Raw genomic sequence first — 16,072 nt, 5'->3', positions numbered from 1 at the left:
TGCCGCTCACTGACGCAGCACGCCACCGCGTCATCGGTACAGCGCTCGAACTGGGCGGTGGGGAACGCCCGGTCCAACCAGGTGTCGAACGCGTACTGCACGAACATGTTTGCCGACACTGGGGAGGCAGAGGGCCCTTGACGGGTCCCCCGATCCCACTCCCGCAAGGTGCCGCCGGGCAGTTGCAGCGCGCCTTGAGTGACCGCTCGGCATACAGAACCACCCGAACGGCGTCGGTGTGAGCCTCCATGACCTTGACGATCAGATACCACCGGATGCTGCGGGCTCGTCGGCCCCTCGACCTGCTCGGCGAACGTCGTCGCCGGACACGGCGGATTGAGCCATCTCGACCGCGCACCACGAGTTCGACGCCCGCCGGGACTCCTTCGACGCGCACGTCAGCGAGCCGGCGTGCCCATCGGCCGTGCACACGCCGCGACACCACTCCTCATCTTGAGCACCTCGCCGTCGGCACTGCGGAGTACACACAGAACGCGACCGTCCCCGCCGCACGCTCGATCGACTCGATCACCGCACTGGCCAAATGCCGCAGGCGACCTTGGGCAGCCGGACCGTATCCAGCTTGTCGGTGTCGGGCCGGCCGGGGACGTTCTTCACCTCGGGTGCGTGTCCCCGTTGGGTGAGGTTAGCGGGGTCGCCCGTGTCCGGCGTGATGCCCGTCTCGTTGCGGTAGCTGGTTGATCAGCTGGCGCGAGAGGTGGGTCGGATGAGCTGTGATGAGGTGCTGCGGCTGCTCCGGGTGCGGGAGGCCCGGTATGCCGGTCCGGTGTGTTGTCGGCAGGCGGTGGAGGGGCTTGGTCCGAAGGTGCTGCCCCGCCGGACGGAAGTGATCCGACACCGTTCGAAGAAGGCCGTCGCGGCGAGCGGGTGAACGTGTGGCAAGAGGACGGTCTTCTCCTCGTCGGCCGGGCTGATCTGCCTGACCGCGCAAGGAAGAAGACCTGGTGGCGCCTTAAGTGTCCGAGCTCCGCCGATGCCTTCACGAGGACTACGTCACGTTCGCGGGGCGGGTGCTGGTGCAGGACCGGCTCGATATTCGTGCTGCCGCGGCGCCGCCGGGATGTGACGGCGCGGACGGGCGGGCGCGCACGCGCGCGGAGCGTGGGCATGCGCGGCAGTTGGCCACCACCGTCGAACGCGTGGACATCTCACGGGTCGCGTACCGCTCGCCGGCGCCGAACCTGCACGTACCCGGCAGCTCGTAACGACGCCGCCGAGCTGCTGGTGCTCACCTGTGACGCCACCGGCGTGAACATGATCCCGTCCGGGTTGAGGGACACCACCCGCGCCACCGCCGAGACCCACGCGGCGGCCGGCCTTCCCTGAGCGTCTCGATCTCTGTCCATGAAGAGCGTCTTGCGTGCCTTGGCCCGCAGACGTCTCCGAACGATGTTTCGCCCCGCCAGCTGGAAGGTGCCATGAGCGCGCGTCGTCTGCTACCGAACGATGAATCCCTTGACCTCATCAGGCTGGTCCGGAAGCTGGCGGCCGATGAACTCGCGTCGCGAGCGGATGCCGATGAGGCGAACGAGGCATTCCCTCGTGACGTGTTCAGGCTCCTCGGACGCGTCGGCCTGCTCGGTTTGCCGTACTCCGAGGCGTACGGCGGCAGCGGCCTGTCCTACGAGGTGTACCTGCAGGTTGTCGAAGAGATCGCGTCCGTGTGGGCTTCGGTCGGCGTAGGTGTCTCCGTGCACGTGCTGTCGTGTTTCGGCCTGGCGACGACGGGCACCGAGGAGCAGAAGCAGGAGTGGCTGCCCGCGATGCTCGGTGGCGAGTTGCTGGGTGCCTACTGCCTCTCGGAGCCGCACGCCGGCTCGGACCCGGCCGCGCTGCGGACCCGGGCCCGTCTGGACCGCGATCACTACGTCCTGAACGGTGCGAAAGCCTGGACGACCCACGGTGGCCACGCAGACTACTACAAGGTCATGGCCCGCACCTCGGAGGACCGCACGGGTATCTCGTGCTTCATGATCCCCGCTGGCACCGAGGGCCTCACCGCTGATGTACCCGAACGGAAGATGGGCTTGACCGGGTCCACGACGGCGACCATGGTCCTCCGGGACGTCCGTGTCCCGGTCGAGCGGCGTATCGGTGCCGAGGGCGGCGGCCTGCGTATCGCTCTCGCGAGCCTGGATTCCGGCCGTCTCGGTATCGCGGCCGTCGCGGTCGGTCTCGCCCAGGGCGCTCTCGACCACGCGATCGCCTATGCACGCGATCGGGAGACGTTCGGATCACGCATCATCGACCACCAGGGAGTCGCGTTCCTGCTCGCCGACATGGAGGCCGCGGTGTTTTCAGCGCGTGCTGCGACCCTCCATGCCGCCCGGTTGAAGGACGCGGGACTGCCCTTCAGCCGTGAGGCGTCGATCGCGAAGCTCGTCGCGACCGACAACGCGATGCGTGTCACCACTGATGCGGTTCAGGTCCTCGGCGGGGTCGGCTACACGCGCGAGTTCCCGGTCGAACGGTACATGCGTGAGGCCAAGTTGACTCAGATCTTCGAAGGCACGAACCAGATTCAGCGCATGGTCATCGGGCGGTCGCTCGCCAAGTCCAACCATGGTGACCTCACCCTGGCCCCTTGAGACTTGGTTCTGAAACTGATCGGAAGATCGACCTCGAACGGCGAAGGGACGGAGGAGGCCGTCACCGCCGGGTCAGCGGCCGCAGGCCGGGTCACAAGCACCGGCTGAGCAGGACCCGGCATTGACGACCCAGAGACCAAGGTGACCTGGTGGCCGCGGTGAGCGTCGGCGTCGCAACAGCCCGCTCCGCGACATCCGTCACTGGCGCACGCGAGAGCGCCCGGGAGACTGATGTCTTGGACCCCCTGTGGGGCCGCATCACCCATGCCGCCGTCAACCCCGAGCACTGGCCGGTCATCCCGCACAAGGTGAAGGTCGGCTGGTTCACCCCGGAGATCGACCCGCACAAGCTTCTGCTGCCGTCCTACGGCACCGGCCGCTGGGACCTGCTGGTGATCCCGCCCAAGACCGGCCCGGAAGCAGCAGCACGTCTGATGGCGGCGGCATCCGAATACGGCGGCACGCCACTGACCGCAAGCGTGCTCATCACCGCCGACCGGGCCCCGCACGACGCCTCCATGCCGGTATGCGAGATGCGCGTCGACAAAACAGCTGCCTCCTGCCCCTGCATTCGCCCGGGTGACGAGAGCCGAGACGCTGCGAGCCTGTCGCTCTGGCTTCGTTGAGGCGGCCCGGTCCCTGGGCGCCAGCCGCCGGATCCTCGCCCGACACGTCCTGCCGCACGCCCAGGGCCCGCTGCTCTCCCCGCTGGCACTCGAACTCGGCATCGGGATCCTCCCGGTCTCCGGCCTGAGCTTCCTCGGCTACGGCGCCGACCCGCCCACACCCGAACGGGGCCTGCTGGTGGCGGATGGGCGCGACTATGTGGCGACGTCCTGGTGACCATCGACGCTGCCGGGCCTGGCCAGATCCGCCCAGGCTGCCACGAATGCAGCCATGGGCTGTCGCCGGGTAAGCGGGGCGGCGGAACCACGCCGATCCAGTTCCGGAAGGAATAAATCCCCCTGGTCAGACCCGTGGTTGAGTGCTCCGATGCTGACTTTTGCTGACTTCCAGGGACTCGTAACGCTCTGACCTGCGGCAATGCCGAAGGATCCAATGGTTCTGGAACTGGATCGGACGGTCACACGACGATATCGCGCAAGCCCGGGAAGACTGGATGAACGGGTCCCGATTGGGCGAGGTGAAGGGCTACGACGGCCCTCCGTTTCCGGCTCCTCATCTCAGGCTGCCGGACGTGCCGCGACGGCCTCCGGCCAGTCGACGAGGCCGCCGGTGTAGCCGCGTGAAGCGGCCGGCACGGTCGCTGCGGCCCGCCCCGACTGCGCGTCGGTGATCCCTGCCGTGGGCTCCGCCTCGCGGCCCTCGCGCATCCGGACCTTCCCGCGCAGCCGGTCGTGGAACTCGGCGCTCAGCCCGTGCTCGCGCCAGCGGCGGAAGAAGGCGTAGACCCGGCCCCAGGCGGGGAAGTCCGCCGGCATCGCCCGCCAGGAAATCCCGCCCGCGACCAGGTACCGGATCGCGTCCAACATCCGCCGGTGGCAGTAGCCCTCGGGCTGCCCTCCCCGCCCCTGCAGCCAGGCCGGCACCGGCAACAACGGCCGCACGGCCGCCCACTCCCCGTCCGTCATGTCCGACGGATACCGGCGCACCCGATCGGGATGGTCGGCCGCGTTGCCGTACACGTGCGCGAGGCAATCAACCGATGGTGCGGCCGAGTCGAACTGGATGGACTCGGACGCGTACAACAAGGACAGCAGGGCCTCCCGGTACTGCTCGGTCGGATTCGCATCCCCGAGCTACCGAGAGGCCCTGACTTCATGCGCGCACCACGGGAAGATCACCCCAGCGGGAAACCTGTTCGACCTGCACGTTCCATGAGCGGTTGAGATACGGCTTCTGAGCCGCCACGTGACCGACCTGAAAGCGGCCTTGCCCACCCGGGGCGTTCAGGACCTGTTCGACCAGGGCAACCGGGTCGCGAGGACGGGCGCGTCCTGCACCACGGTCCCGCAGGTCAGCGGCTACCGTCGTTCTCCTGGACTCAAGATCCAAGTGATGCGAGTGCCCAGGATCCGAGGGCAGAGCCCGCGGCCTTCGCCAAGGAGACGAGACTCATCACCCGGGATCAGACCGTACGCGGCTGGCGTTGGGCGTCGCGACGGCCAATGAGGAACCAGATCACGCTCCCGAGGAAGGGGGCCACGACGGCGAAAGCGGCCCAGGCCAGCTTCATCGCTCCGGTGAGACCAGACCTGGCGATGCTGACCAGGGCCCCGATGAACAACACCGCGTAGGCGATACCGACGGCCACGACCACGACCACGGCTGCGATTCCAACCGCGTTCTCGCCCGTAGCGGCAAGTGTCATCTGGTGTGCAAGCTGCGGATTCATCATTGTTTCCTCGTGCTGGGGGTCCTCAGAGTTCGCCGGTTGGGCAACCTCAACTGACACCAGCATGACTGCACCGAGATGCCCGATGCGTCATACTTTGCGCTCGATCCGATCATCCGGAGGTCGGACAGTAGGCCCAGAGCACTCAAGCTGATGCGTCGGCCTTTGACCGCAGCCGCATCTCAAACACGGTGGGCGGCGTGGGTCAGGTTTCGTGCGGGCCAGGCCTGCAGCACGACGCGTCGGGCCCGGCGCGAGGGGAGCCTGCGTGCGGCAGGCTTCTGCGAGCGCCCGTTCGTGCACTGGGTTCTGTGGGCGGTGTGCATGATCGCCCCGGAGGGGCTGCCGCGGGGCCTCTCGGCCCGCCGTCAGGGCGTCGATGACCTGCGAGGTACGCAGTGCGGCCGGTGATCGCCCAGCCGGCCAGGCGGCGTGAGCGCAGGTCGATCACGGCCGCGAGGTGGCAGATCTTCCCGCCGGCGAAGGTCAGGCAGGCGATGCCGCTGACGTACCTCGTCGTGGACGCCTGCCACGCGGTGCCCGGGCGGGACCGGTCGCGGCCCGGCGACTTCAAGCCCTTTGCCCGCGCGGCCTTCAGCTCGGTGATGCCCGCGTACGCTCTGAACCGGCGTAACGAAGCGGAGCGGGCTCCCCACGCACGGCCGTCGATGCGCTCCGACAGTTCACGCAGGGCGGCCGCGCCGCTCAGCAGGGTGCCGCCCCGGATCGATGTGCGGGCGTCCATGTCGAGGAGGTGCCACATCGCGGGGTTCCGGATCAGGACGGTCGGGTCGATCTCGACCCGGCTTCCCTCCGTGTCGCGGAGGACCATCCGCTGGGCCACCCCGTCGTTCCACCGGACCGAGATCAGGGAGTCGGTACGGACTGTTTCCTCCACCAGTACTCCGCGCTTGCTCAGCAGCCCGGACGCACCGAGACCCGCGACGGAACCAGGATCACGAAGACCAGCCCGGCCAGGCCGGTCCAGAGCAGGCCGCGGGTCACGTCGAGCTCGCCCAGGCCCGCGTCCAGGGTGATCAGGACAGTGAAGAGGAGGAACGCGACCCCGATCGCCGAGCGCAGCTCACCGGCCCAGTGGGTGTCTTGTGCGAAGCCTCGTTCCATGAGCGCCACGTTGGGCCGACTGAAGCGCTGGTGCGGGACCCTGATGTGCTGCTGATGCGACGGCCATGAGATTTTGACGGGGTCCCCGCCCGACAGGGACCCCGTCGTCGTCAGCGGCCTGGCGGGCTGCTCGAAGGATCCGGCCGGGAGTGCTCGTACCGGGGCGGGCTCCCCGTGGGCCTCGGAACCGGCTTCACCGCATGGCTGGGGTCCGGCCTCCCGGGACTCGCGCCGCCATGCCCATCTTGGGGAATCATTCGGCCGGGCTGCATTCCTGGAATACGGCACTCCGAAACAATTTATGCAGATGCTTCGGAATAAGGCATTCCGATGCTCCGGAATGACACTTTCGGAACCCCACGCTCCGAGGCCTCTGCAATCCCAGATGTGGCGCACGTCACTTCGATGTCGTTGGACGAAAATTCAAGCCGAGTGTTTACATATGGAGGGCTCTCGACGGCCGCCCTTACCGCCGCCGAGTCCGTAACCCCGACTTCTTCCGGGGTTATCGAAAACCGAACGTGCAGTTACGCTCATTCCGGGAGCGGGGGGCTTCCGCGGGGCGATGGACTCATGTACGCGTTCATCCATCCGCGCCGTACGGCGGCCTTCTCTTCCGCTTTGACCCATTGCTTCGGGGCTCTCCCGAACCGACGGATAGGACAGTGATGAAGGCACGGAAGACGATGCTCAGCGCTGTTGGCGCGGCTCTGGGGGCGGGTGCCCTGGCGTGGCTCGCGGTCGCGGGCGGAGTCGCCGGAACGGGCGCGCCGGTCGGCGCCTCGGCGATGGGTTCCGTCGCGGACGAGGGTCCCGGTTACGCGATCGAGGACTTCGGTTATCCGAACGCCGACAAGATCCTGGCGGAGCGGGGCATCACCCTGAAGCGAGGTGACGGTCACATCGTGCTGGCGGACTGTGCGAGCGCGACCGACCTGCTGGAGGTCTGGTCCCGTGCAAACGACAAGATCTGTTTCCGCGTCACCGGCGCCAGCGGATACCTGACCCTGGAGATCCCCGCGGTCTTCGCGGTCAAGGGCAACAGCTACTCGGCCCAGGTCGACATGACCACGGGTACCGAGCAGAAGAAGTTCGACGTGAACAAGAACGCCTGGACGCCGGTCGGCGAGAGCGCCGACGAGCAGGGCCGCGACTTCATGCTCATGGAAATCCGCACGGCAAAGTAATATCCGCGCCACACCGAGGCGCATATGCCTCGCCGAGATGAAGCCCCTTTCGTCACCTCGTCTCCGGTCTTTTGGCGACCGTGAAATCCGGCAGCGCGCACGGCGGTTCCATACGGCCGGTGAAGCAATCGAGACAGAGTTTCGGTCGGTTTCCCACCCACCTGCTCAACCGAAGGAACATGCATGTCCCTTTCTCGTTCGCGTACCACGCGAATCAGCAGCCTGCTCCTCTCCGCCACCGCGGTCTCGGCCGGCCTGATCACCGCAGTGCCCGCTTTCGCCGTGACCGGTCCCGAAGCCGCGGCCGGACAACTCGCCTCCGTGGTGAAGCTGAACATCGGCGACGAGGCGAACTCCCGCGCCTGCACCGGAATCCTGGTCGACCAGACATGGATCGCCACCGCTGCCAGCTGTTTCGCCGCCACCCCCGGTACGCCGGTTCCGGCCGGCAAGCCCGCGCTGAAGAGCACCGCCACCCTCAGTGACGGCAAGGCCGTCGAGGTCGTCGACCTGGCACCCCGTACCGACCGCGACCTGGTCCTCGCCCGCCTCGCGACCCCGGCCGCCGGCATCGCGGGCATCAAGCGCGCCACCGCCGCCCCGGCCGCCGGAGCGGAGCTGACCGCGGCCGGGTTCGGCCGTACGAAGTCCGACTGGGTGCCGGGCAAACTCCACACCGGCACCTTCACGCTCGACACCACCGACGCCGCCACGTACAGCATCACCGGCAAGGGCGCCGACGCGCTCTGCAAGGGCGACACCGGCGGCCCGCTCCTCAACGCCTCCGGCGAGCTCATCGGCATCAACTCCCGCTCCTGGCAGGGTGGTTGCCTGGGCGCACCGGCGACGGAGACCCGTACGGGCGCCATTACCGCGCGCATCGACGACCTCACCGACTGGGTGCAGGGGGTGCGGGCTCTGACGTCCGGCTGGAAGGCCGAGACCCTCGTGCAGGCCGATTCGACGCTGTACCAGGGCATCAGGCTGAACGACGGCTCCTGGACCGGCTTCACCGACGTCCAGTCCAAAGCGGGGAACATCGGCGGCGTACGCACGGCTGCCGTCGCCGGCATCGACCGCGACACCCACGTGGTGGCGCTGGGCGGCGACGGACGCCTTCATCACACCATCCGCAAGGCGGACGGAACGTGGGGCGTCTTCGGCGACGTCAACGCCGCGGCCAGCAGCCTGAGTGGCATCACCCAGGTCTCCACGGTGTCCATCGGCACCGACCTCCACGTCGTGGCCATCGCGGGCGGCAAGGTGTTCCACACCGTGCGCAACGCCGCCGGCAACTGGACCCCGTTCGGGGACCTCGCCGGCGCGGTCGGTCCCATCGGCGCCGTCACGTCGGTGGCCACCGCCAGCGCCGGGGGCCAGCTGCAGCTCGTCGCCGTCAGCGGCGGCAAGGCCTTCCACACCGTCCGCGCCACCACCGGCCACTGGACCGGCTGGGGCGACGTGGCCGGTGTCGCCGGTACCACCGGCTCCATCAGCTCCGTGGCCATGGCCGGTGCGGGCGGCGACGCGCACATCGTCGTCGCCACCGAGAACGGCACCAGGCAGTACCACTCCGTCCGCTACGGCAACGGCACGTGGGCGCCGTTCGGTGACCTGCGGGACTACCTCGGCGCCGTGACGGCCAAGTCCGTCGCCGCCGGCACGGTGGACGGAGAGCTCCAGGTAGCCGTGACCACCACCGACAACCGGATCGTGCACACGATCCGCCACACCGACCGCACCTGGGGCCCGACCGCGCCGGTCACCGCCCGAAGCGTCACCGGAACCCTCGGCTCCATCTCCCTCGCTGGCACCCTCTGACACCCGGGCCGACCCCCCGTGACGCCTCCGGCGCCGCAGGGGGCCGCCTGCGGCCGCGCAGTGCAACCCGAAGGAACCTCCATGCCCGTTTCCCGCCCGCGCCCGGCGCGGATCTCCGGCCTGCTCGTCACCGCCATTGCGGTCTGCGCAGGCCTGATCACCTCGGCTCCCGCTCTGGCGGTGTCCGGCCCCGAGGCCGCCGCCGGCCAGCTCCCGAACGTCGTGAAGCTCAACCTCGGCGATGAGGCCGACTCCCGTGCGTGTACGGGCACACTGGTCGACCCCCTCTGGGTGCTGACGGCCGCGAGCTGTTTCGCGGCCACGCCCGGTACGCCGGTCCCGGCGGGCAAGCCGGCCCTGAAGACCACCGCGACGCTCAGCGACGGCAAGACCGTCGAGATCACCGATATCGCCCCGCGCGACGACCGTGACGCGGCCCTGGTCCGGCTGGCCACCGCCGTCACCACCATCAAGCCGGCTCCCCTGGCAACTACCGCACCGGCCGCTAACACCGAACTCACCGCGGCCGGGTACGGCCGCACCAAGACCGAGTGGGTACCGGACAAGCTCCACACCGGCATCTTCACCCTCAACTCCACCACGTCCACCACCCTCGCCATCACCGGCAAGGGCACCGACGTCCTGTGCAAGGGCGACACCGGCGGACCGCTCCTCAACGCCTCCGGCCAGCTCACCGCCATCAACTCCCGCTCCTGGCAGGGCGGCTGCCTCGGCACCCCCGCGACCGAGACCCGCACGGGCGCCACCTCCACCCGCACCGACGACCTCACCCAGTGGATACAGGACACGGTCCGCCCTGGCGTGCAGAACGATCTGAACGGTGACGGCCGGTCGGACGCCGTAATGACCTACTACCACGCCGACAGCTCGATTGGCTTCTACACCGCTCTCGGCAACACCGGTGGTGGTTTCGGCGACTTCACGGTCGGCTATACCGTCCCCGCCAGCAGCTGGGACCGTGCCTCCATGAAGGTCGTTTCGGGTGACTTCAACGGGGACCGCCGCACCGACCTCGCGATGATGTACCGCTTCGGCGACGGCTCGATCAAGATGTTCACCGGCCTCGCGGACGGCGCCGGTCACATCCAGCCCTTCACTTCCAGCACTACCGTCCCCGCCGGCGCAGGCTGGGACTGGAACGCCATCGAGCTCCACGCCGGCGACGCCAACGGTGACGGCCGAGCCGACGCGATCATGACCTACTACCACGCCGACAGCTCGATTGGCTTCTACACCGCTCTCGGCAACACCGGTGGTGGTTTCGGCGACTTCACGGTCGGCTATACCGTCCCCGCCAGCAGCTGGGACCGTGCCTCCATGAAGGTCGTTTCGGGTGACTTCAACGGGGACCGCCGCACCGACCTCGCGATGATGTACCGCTTCGGCGACGGCTCGATCAAGATGTTCACCGGCCTCGCGGACGGCGCCGGTCACATCCAGCCCTTCACTTCCAGCACTACCGTCCCCGCCGGCGCAGGCTGGGACTGGAACGCCATCGAGCTCCACGCCGGCGACGCCAACGGTGACGGCCGAGCCGACGCGATCATGACCTACTACCACGCCGACAGCTCGATTGGCTTCTACACCGCTCTCGGCAACACCGGTGGTGGTTTCGGCGACTTCACGGTCGGCTATACCGTCCCCGCCAGCAGCTGGGACCGTGCCTCCATGAAGGTCGTTTCGGGTGACTTCAACGGGGACCGCCGCACCGACCTCGCGATGATGTACCGCTTCGGCGACGGCTCGATCAAGATGTTCACCGGCCTCGCGGACGGCGCCGGCCACATCCAGCCCTTCACTTCCAGCACTACCGTCCCCGCCGGCGCAGGCTGGGACTGGAACGCGATCCAGCTTCCGTAGCACGTAGCGTCCCCTCGTTCGCGGTCGTACCGGAGGCCGCCCCTCGGCAAGCCGAGGGGCGGCCTCCTCATCGGTGTGTCGGTGTGCCAACTAGACGACCTTCACGCCGGTCTCAGCCGCCCAGCCACCCCAGGACAGGCCGGGAGCGTTGCAGGAGACGTTGAAGCTGCCGTCGCCCTTGGACATCGCGACGGGCAGGCAGTTCCAGTCCGGGCCGCCGGTGAGGGCGAGGTCGGTTTTGCCGTCGCCGTTGAGGTCACCGGACATGACCTTGACGTTCGGCGTCGCGGCCCAGCCACCCCAGTCCATGCCGGGAGCGTTGCAGGAGACGTTGAAGCTGCCGTCGCCCTTGGACATCGCGACGGGCAGGCAGGTCCAGCCCGGGCCGCCGGTGAGGGCGAGGTCGGTCTTGCCGTCACCGTTGAGGTCACCGGAGACGACCTTCACGCCGGTCTCAGCTGCCCAGCCACCCCAGGACAGGCCGGGAGCGTTGCAGGAGACGTTGAAGCTGCCGTCGCCCTTGGACATCGCGACGGGCAGGCAGTTCCAGTCCGGGCCGCCGGTGAGGGCGAGGTCGGTTTTGCCGTCGCCGTTGAGGTCACCGGACATGACCTTGACGTTCGGCGTCGCGGCCCAGCCACCCCAGTCCATGCCGGGAGCGTTGCAGGAGACGTTGAAGCTGCCGTCGCCCTTGGACATCGCGACGGGCAGGCAGGTCCAGCCCGGGCCGCCGGTGAGGGCGAGGTCGGTCTTGCCGTCACCGTTGAGGTCACCGGAGACGACCTTCACGCCGGTCTCAGCCGCCCAGCCACCCCAGGACAGGCCGGGAGCGTTGCAGGAGACGTTGAAGCTGCCGTCGCCCTTGGACATCGCGACGGGCAGGCAGTTCCAGTCCGGGCCGCCGGTGAGGGCGAGGTCGGTTTTGCCGTCGCCGTTGAGGTCACCGGACATGACCTTGACGTTCGGCGTCGCGGCCCAGCCACCCCAGTCCATGCCGGGAGCGTTGCAGGAGACGTTGAAGCTGCCGTCGCCCTTGGACATCGCCACCGGCAGGCAGGTCCAGCCCGGGCCGCCGGTGAGGGCGAGGTCGGTCTTGCCGTCGCCGTTGAAGTCGCCCTTGACGACCTTCACGTTCGGCGTCGCCGCCCAGTTGCCCCAGTCCATGCCGGGAGCGTTGCAGGAGACGTTGAACGTGGCGTCGCCCTTGGACATCGCCACCGGCAGGCAGGTCCAGTCCGGGCCGCCGGTGAGGGCGAGGTCGGTCTTGCCGTCACCGTTGAAGTCGCTGGACGTCGCCGGAGCGCGGTAGGTCGTGGTCCTGATCCATTGGGTGAGGTCGTCGGTGCGGGTGGAGGTGGCGCCCGTGCGGGTCTCGGTCGCGGGGGTGCCGAGGCAGCCGCCCTGCCAGGAGCGGGAGTTGATGGCGGTGAGCTGGCCGGAGGCGTTGAGGAGCGGTCCGCCGGTGTCGCCCTTGCACAGGACGTCGGTGCCCTTGCCGGTGATGGCGAGGGTGGTGGACGTGGTGGAGTTGAGGGTGAAGATGCCGGTGTGGAGCTTGTCCGGTACCCACTCGGTCTTGGTGCGGCCGTACCCGGCCGCGGTGAGTTCGGTGTTAGCGGCCGGTGCGGTAGTTGCCAGGGGAGCCGGCTTGATGGTGGTGACGGCGGTGGCCAGCCGGACCAGGGCCGCGTCACGGTCGTCGCGCGGGGCGATATCGGTGATCTCGACGGTCTTGCCGTCGCTGAGCGTCGCGGTGGTCTTCAGGGCCGGCTTGCCCGCCGGGACCGGCGTACCGGGCGTGGCCGCGAAACAGCTCGCGGCCGTCAGCACCCAGAGGGGGTCGACCAGTGTGCCCGTACACGCACGGGAGTCGGCCTCATCGCCGAGGTTGAGCTTCACGACGTTCGGGAGCTGGCCGGCGGCGGCCTCGGGGCCGGACACCGCCAGAGCGGGAGTGGCCGGAACGGCGAGGCCCACCGACATCACGGCGGCGGCGGCCAACAGGCCGGAGATCCGCGCGGCGCGCGGACGGGATGCAGACATGCTTCTTCCTTCGGCATCGAAGCGCGGGCATGCGGGAACGTCCACACACATGCCAGGGCGCATGCCGGCCCGCTCGGGCCGACGGTTTCAAGGGAATGGCGTGGTGCGGGCGGAGCGGCGTGGGCGGTTCCGCTGCTACTTGGTGGTGCGGATTTCCATGAGCATGAAGTCGCGGCCCTGCTCGTCGGCGCTCTCGCCGACCGGCGTCCAGGCGTTCTTGTTCACGTCGAACTTCTTCTGCTCGGTACCCGTGGTCATGTCGACCTGGGCCGAGTAGCTGTTGCCCTTGACCGCGAAGACCGCGGGGATCTCCAGGGTCAGGTAACCGCTGGCGCCGGTGACGCGGAAACAGATCTTGTCGTTTGCACGGGACCAGACCTCCAGCAGGTCGGTCGCGCTCGCACAGTCCGCCAGCACGATGTGACCGTCACCTCGCTTCAGGGTGATGCCCCGCTCCGCCAGGATCTTGTCGGCGTTCGGATAACCGAAGTCCTCGATCGCGTAACCAGGGCCTTCATCCGCGACGGAACCCATCGCCGAGGCGTTCACTCGGGCAGGAGCTCCGGAGATTCCGCCACCGACCGCGATCCATGCCAGGGCGCCCGCGCCCAGGGCCGCGCCAACAGCGCGGAGCATTTTCTTGTGTGCCTTCATTGGCTGCTATTCCAGTCCTTGCTTGATAGCGGCTTCAAGTCGGTGACAACTGACAGATTGCACTGCCGGGTCGTCCCGAGGTTTCATTCCGCACGGTGAAGACGAAAAATGGAGGCTGCCCTCGGCGGGGCGCCGAGGGCAGCCTCCATTTCTTTCGGTTGGTCAGGCCGTTCAGATCTTCCAGACCTGGTCGACATACCGGGAGTCGCAACCGACCTGCGTCAGGGGCGCTCCCCACTCCGGCGTGCGCCATGAGACGTACATGCACTTGTCGGTCAGCGAGTTCCGGATGGAGTAGCCGCCGCCGGCGACCGGCTCCAGCTTCCACACCTGGTCGGCGTACTCCGGGTGGCAGTCGTACTGCGTCACGGGCGCGCCGTCCTCAGGGGTGCGCCACGAGACCAGGAGGCAGCGGTTGTTGTACTGGTTGCGGATCTGGTAGCCGCCCGGGACCGGCTCCAGCTTCCAGAGCTGGTCGGCGTACTGCGGATCGCAGTCGACCTGCTGGGCCTGGGCGCCGTTGTCGGGGGTGCGCCAACCGACGTACGCGCAGCGGTTGCTCAGCGCGTTCTGGATCGAGGCGGTGGTGAAGCGGACGTCCCGCAGCCAGCCGGCGAGGTCGTCGGTGCGGGTGGAGATGGCGCCCGTACGGGTCTCGGTCGCGGGGGTGCCGAGGCAGCCACCCTGCCAGGAGCGGGAGTTGACGGCGACGATCTGGCCCGCGGAGTTCAGGAGTGGTCCGCCGGTGTCGCCCTTGCAGAGCACGTCCGTGCCCTTACCGGTGACGGAGAGCGTCGTGGATGTCACGGAGTTGACGGTGAAGGTGGCGGTGTGGAGCTTGTCCGGCAGCCACTCGGACTTCGTACGGCCGAATCCGGCCGCGGTCAGGTCGGTACCGGCCGACGGGGCGGCGGTCGCGAGGGGGGCGGGTGCGATTCCGGTGACCGCGGTGGCAAGTCGTACGAGGGCAGCGTCCCGGTCGGTGCGCGGCGCGATCTCGATGACCTCGACCGCCTTGCCGTCGCTGAGCGTCGCGGTGGTCTTCAGGGCCGGCTCGCCGGCCGGGACCGGGGTGCCGGGGATGGTGGCGAAGCAGCTCGCGGCGGTGAGGACCCAGAAGCGGTCGACCAGAGTGCCGGTGCAAGCACGGGAGTTGGCCTCGTCGCCGAGGTTGAGCCGGACGGCGTAGGGTTGCGCGCCCGTGGCGGCCTCGGGGCCGGAGGCCGCGGCGGCGGGGGTCGCCGATATCAGGCCCGCCGACAGCACGGCGGAGGTGGCCAGCAGGCTGGAGATCCGCGCGGTGCGCGGACGGAGTGCGGACATGCGAGTTCCCTTCGCGGGCAGAGCGCGGGTGCGCGGGCATGGCCTCGCGGACGCCCGCAACGCGGTTCGGCCACTCGGCCGACGGGTTCACGGGAGTGCTGCCAGATAGGCGGTACGGGCGCCTTGCGACGGGTCCGTCGCCCGGCATGGGCGCCGGCATGAGGACGGATGCCTAGCGCGGGCGGCTCCGCTGCTACTTGGTGGTGCGGATCTCCATGAGCATGAAGTCGCGGCCCTGCTCGTCGGCGCTCTCGCCGACCGGCGTCCAGGCGTTCTTGTTCACGTCGAACTTCTTCTGCTCGGTACCCGTGGTCATGTCGACCTGGGCCGAGTAGCTGTTGCCCTTGACCGCGAAGACCGCGGGGATCTCCAGGGTCAGGTAACCGCTGGCGCCGGTGACGCGGAAACAGATCTTGTCGTTTGCACGGGACCAGACCTCCAGCAGGTCGGTCGCGCTCGCACAGTCCGCCAGCACGATGTGACCGTCACCTCGCTTCAGGGTGATGCCCCGCTCCGCCAGGATCTTGTCGGCGTTCGGATAACCGAAGTCCTCGATCGCGTAACCGGGACCCTCGTCCGCGACGGAACCCATCGCCGAGGCGCCGACCGGCGCGCCCGTTCCGGCGACTCCGCCCGCGACCGCGAGCCACGCCAGGGCACCCGCCCCCAGAGCTGCGCCGACAGTGCGGACTACCGCACTCCGTGCCTTCATCACTGCCCCCGTCATTGGTTCCGGATAGCTGCCCGGAACGGCTGTCAAGACGAATGTGGAGGCCTCATTCCGAATGGGCGACATGATCGTCGACAGACGTGCATCCCCCGGAAGTCCCCCACTTCCGACCGGGAGCATAGCTGAACACCGAGCTGGCAACTCAAGCTGTCACAAAGAAACTTGATGATCTTTTAGCGCACGGAACGCGGTACTCAGAGCAGCCGTCGGGTGACTTGCGTCACTTCACTCATTGGGTGCCGCGACTGCGGAATCATGGATTCATGCACGAAGGCCGTCTTCAGGCCTATCGATCGCTTACGGAATGCGTGATTCAGTGACGCGGCCGTGCCAACGAACCGGC

The 16,072-nt window shown here is 68.4% G+C and carries 13 protein-coding genes and 1 pseudogene; 7 read left to right on the top strand and 7 right to left on the bottom strand.

Going from position 1 to position 16,072, the window contains the following annotated elements; all coding sequences use genetic code 11:
* Positions 1 to 977 precede the first annotated feature (977 nt).
* From OG295_RS03510 to OG295_RS03495, 4 genes and pseudogenes are all read left to right on the top strand, one after another.
* Positions 978 to 1,226, top strand: coding sequence for a hypothetical protein (locus tag OG295_RS03510; RefSeq protein ID WP_371675484.1), 249 nt, complete (start codon positions 978 to 980; stop codon positions 1,224 to 1,226).
* Positions 1,227 to 1,439: 213 nt separating this feature from the next.
* Entirely contained in the window at positions 1,440 to 2,609 is a 1,170-nt protein-coding gene (locus OG295_RS03505) for an acyl-CoA dehydrogenase family protein (RefSeq protein ID WP_371675483.1), read from the top strand.
* Positions 2,610 to 2,836: 227 nt separating this feature from the next.
* Positions 2,837 to 3,118 (top strand): annotated as a pseudogene (locus OG295_RS03500) (DUF5994 family protein); the annotation flags it as partial.
* 70 nt (positions 3,119 to 3,188) lie between these two features.
* Complete coding sequence (locus tag OG295_RS03495; RefSeq protein WP_371675482.1) at positions 3,189 to 3,452, top strand: ABC transporter permease subunit; 264 nt, start codon at positions 3,189 to 3,191, stop codon at positions 3,450 to 3,452.
* 341 nt (positions 3,453 to 3,793) lie between these two features.
* On the opposite strand, the gene OG295_RS03490 is transcribed toward OG295_RS03495, so the two are convergent.
* From OG295_RS03490 to OG295_RS03480, 3 genes are all read right to left on the bottom strand, one after another.
* Positions 3,794 to 4,201: a transposase gene (locus OG295_RS03490; RefSeq protein WP_371675481.1), complete on the bottom strand. Its 408-nt coding sequence runs from the start codon at positions 4,199 to 4,201 to the stop codon at positions 3,794 to 3,796.
* Positions 4,202 to 4,698: 497 nt separating this feature from the next.
* Positions 4,699 to 4,965, bottom strand: coding sequence for a PLD nuclease N-terminal domain-containing protein (locus OG295_RS03485; RefSeq protein ID WP_371675480.1), 267 nt, complete (start codon positions 4,963 to 4,965; stop codon positions 4,699 to 4,701).
* Between the two features lie 915 nt (positions 4,966 to 5,880).
* Entirely contained in the window at positions 5,881 to 6,090 is a 210-nt protein-coding gene (locus OG295_RS03480) for a hypothetical protein (protein ID WP_371675479.1), read from the bottom strand.
* A gap of 668 nt (positions 6,091 to 6,758) precedes the next feature.
* Here OG295_RS03480 and OG295_RS03475 point away from each other — a divergent pair.
* The 3 genes from OG295_RS03475 to OG295_RS03465 all read left to right on the top strand — a co-directional run bounded on the left by OG295_RS03475 (position 6,759) and on the right by OG295_RS03465 (position 10,979).
* Entirely contained in the window at positions 6,759 to 7,277 is a 519-nt protein-coding gene (locus tag OG295_RS03475) for a hypothetical protein (protein WP_371675478.1), read from the top strand.
* A gap of 183 nt (positions 7,278 to 7,460) precedes the next feature.
* Positions 7,461 to 9,098 (top strand): trypsin-like serine protease, encoded by a 1,638-nt coding sequence (locus tag OG295_RS03470; protein ID WP_371675477.1) that lies wholly within the window; start codon positions 7,461 to 7,463, stop codon positions 9,096 to 9,098.
* A gap of 81 nt (positions 9,099 to 9,179) precedes the next feature.
* Entirely contained in the window at positions 9,180 to 10,979 is a 1,800-nt protein-coding gene (locus OG295_RS03465) for a trypsin-like serine protease (RefSeq protein ID WP_371675476.1), read from the top strand.
* Between the two features lie 90 nt (positions 10,980 to 11,069).
* Here the strand turns inward: OG295_RS03465 and OG295_RS03460 are convergent, their stop codons facing one another.
* From OG295_RS03460 to OG295_RS03445, 4 genes are all read right to left on the bottom strand, one after another.
* Positions 11,070 to 13,022: an FG-GAP-like repeat-containing protein gene (locus OG295_RS03460; protein WP_371675475.1), complete on the bottom strand. Its 1,953-nt coding sequence runs from the start codon at positions 13,020 to 13,022 to the stop codon at positions 11,070 to 11,072.
* A 135-nt stretch (positions 13,023 to 13,157) separates the two neighbouring features.
* Complete coding sequence (locus OG295_RS03455) at positions 13,158 to 13,658, bottom strand: hypothetical protein (RefSeq protein ID WP_371675474.1); 501 nt, start codon at positions 13,656 to 13,658, stop codon at positions 13,158 to 13,160.
* Between the two features lie 189 nt (positions 13,659 to 13,847).
* On the bottom strand, positions 13,848 to 14,999 hold the full coding sequence (locus tag OG295_RS03450; protein ID WP_371675473.1) for an RICIN domain-containing protein: 1,152 nt from the start codon (positions 14,997 to 14,999) through the stop codon (positions 13,848 to 13,850).
* Positions 15,000 to 15,192: 193 nt separating this feature from the next.
* On the bottom strand, positions 15,193 to 15,711 hold the full coding sequence (locus tag OG295_RS03445; protein WP_371675472.1) for a hypothetical protein: 519 nt from the start codon (positions 15,709 to 15,711) through the stop codon (positions 15,193 to 15,195).
* Positions 15,712 to 16,072: the final 361 nt, after the last annotated feature.

It is taken from the genome of Streptomyces sp. NBC_01276, assembly GCF_041435355.1.
GTDB lineage: Bacteria > Actinomycetota > Actinomycetes > Streptomycetales > Streptomycetaceae > Streptomyces.
The sequence above is the reverse complement of the archived record's forward strand: the minus strand, read 5'-3'. Positions and strand labels throughout refer to the sequence as shown.

Coding starts and splice junctions, on each gene's coding strand:
- OG295_RS03485 (WP_371675480.1), bottom strand. CDS start 4,965: ATGAATCCGCAGCTTGCACACCAGATGACACTTGCCGCTACGGGCGAG.
- OG295_RS03475 (WP_371675478.1), top strand. CDS start 6,759: ATGAAGGCACGGAAGACGATGCTCAGCGCTGTTGGCGCGGCTCTGGGG.
- OG295_RS03505 (WP_371675483.1), top strand. CDS start 1,440: ATGAGCGCGCGTCGTCTGCTACCGAACGATGAATCCCTTGACCTCATC.
- OG295_RS03465 (WP_371675476.1), top strand. CDS start 9,180: ATGCCCGTTTCCCGCCCGCGCCCGGCGCGGATCTCCGGCCTGCTCGTC.
- OG295_RS03460 (WP_371675475.1), bottom strand. CDS start 13,022: ATGTCTGCATCCCGTCCGCGCGCCGCGCGGATCTCCGGCCTGTTGGCC.
- OG295_RS03455 (WP_371675474.1), bottom strand. CDS start 13,658: ATGCTCCGCGCTGTTGGCGCGGCCCTGGGCGCGGGCGCCCTGGCATGG.
- OG295_RS03490 (WP_371675481.1), bottom strand. CDS start 4,201: ATGACGGACGGGGAGTGGGCGGCCGTGCGGCCGTTGTTGCCGGTGCCG.
- OG295_RS03480 (WP_371675479.1), bottom strand. CDS start 6,090: ATGGAACGAGGCTTCGCACAAGACACCCACTGGGCCGGTGAGCTGCGC.
- OG295_RS03445 (WP_371675472.1), bottom strand. CDS start 15,711: ATGAAGGCACGGAGTGCGGTAGTCCGCACTGTCGGCGCAGCTCTGGGG.
- OG295_RS03450 (WP_371675473.1), bottom strand. CDS start 14,999: ATGTCCGCACTCCGTCCGCGCACCGCGCGGATCTCCAGCCTGCTGGCC.
- OG295_RS03470 (WP_371675477.1), top strand. CDS start 7,461: ATGTCCCTTTCTCGTTCGCGTACCACGCGAATCAGCAGCCTGCTCCTC.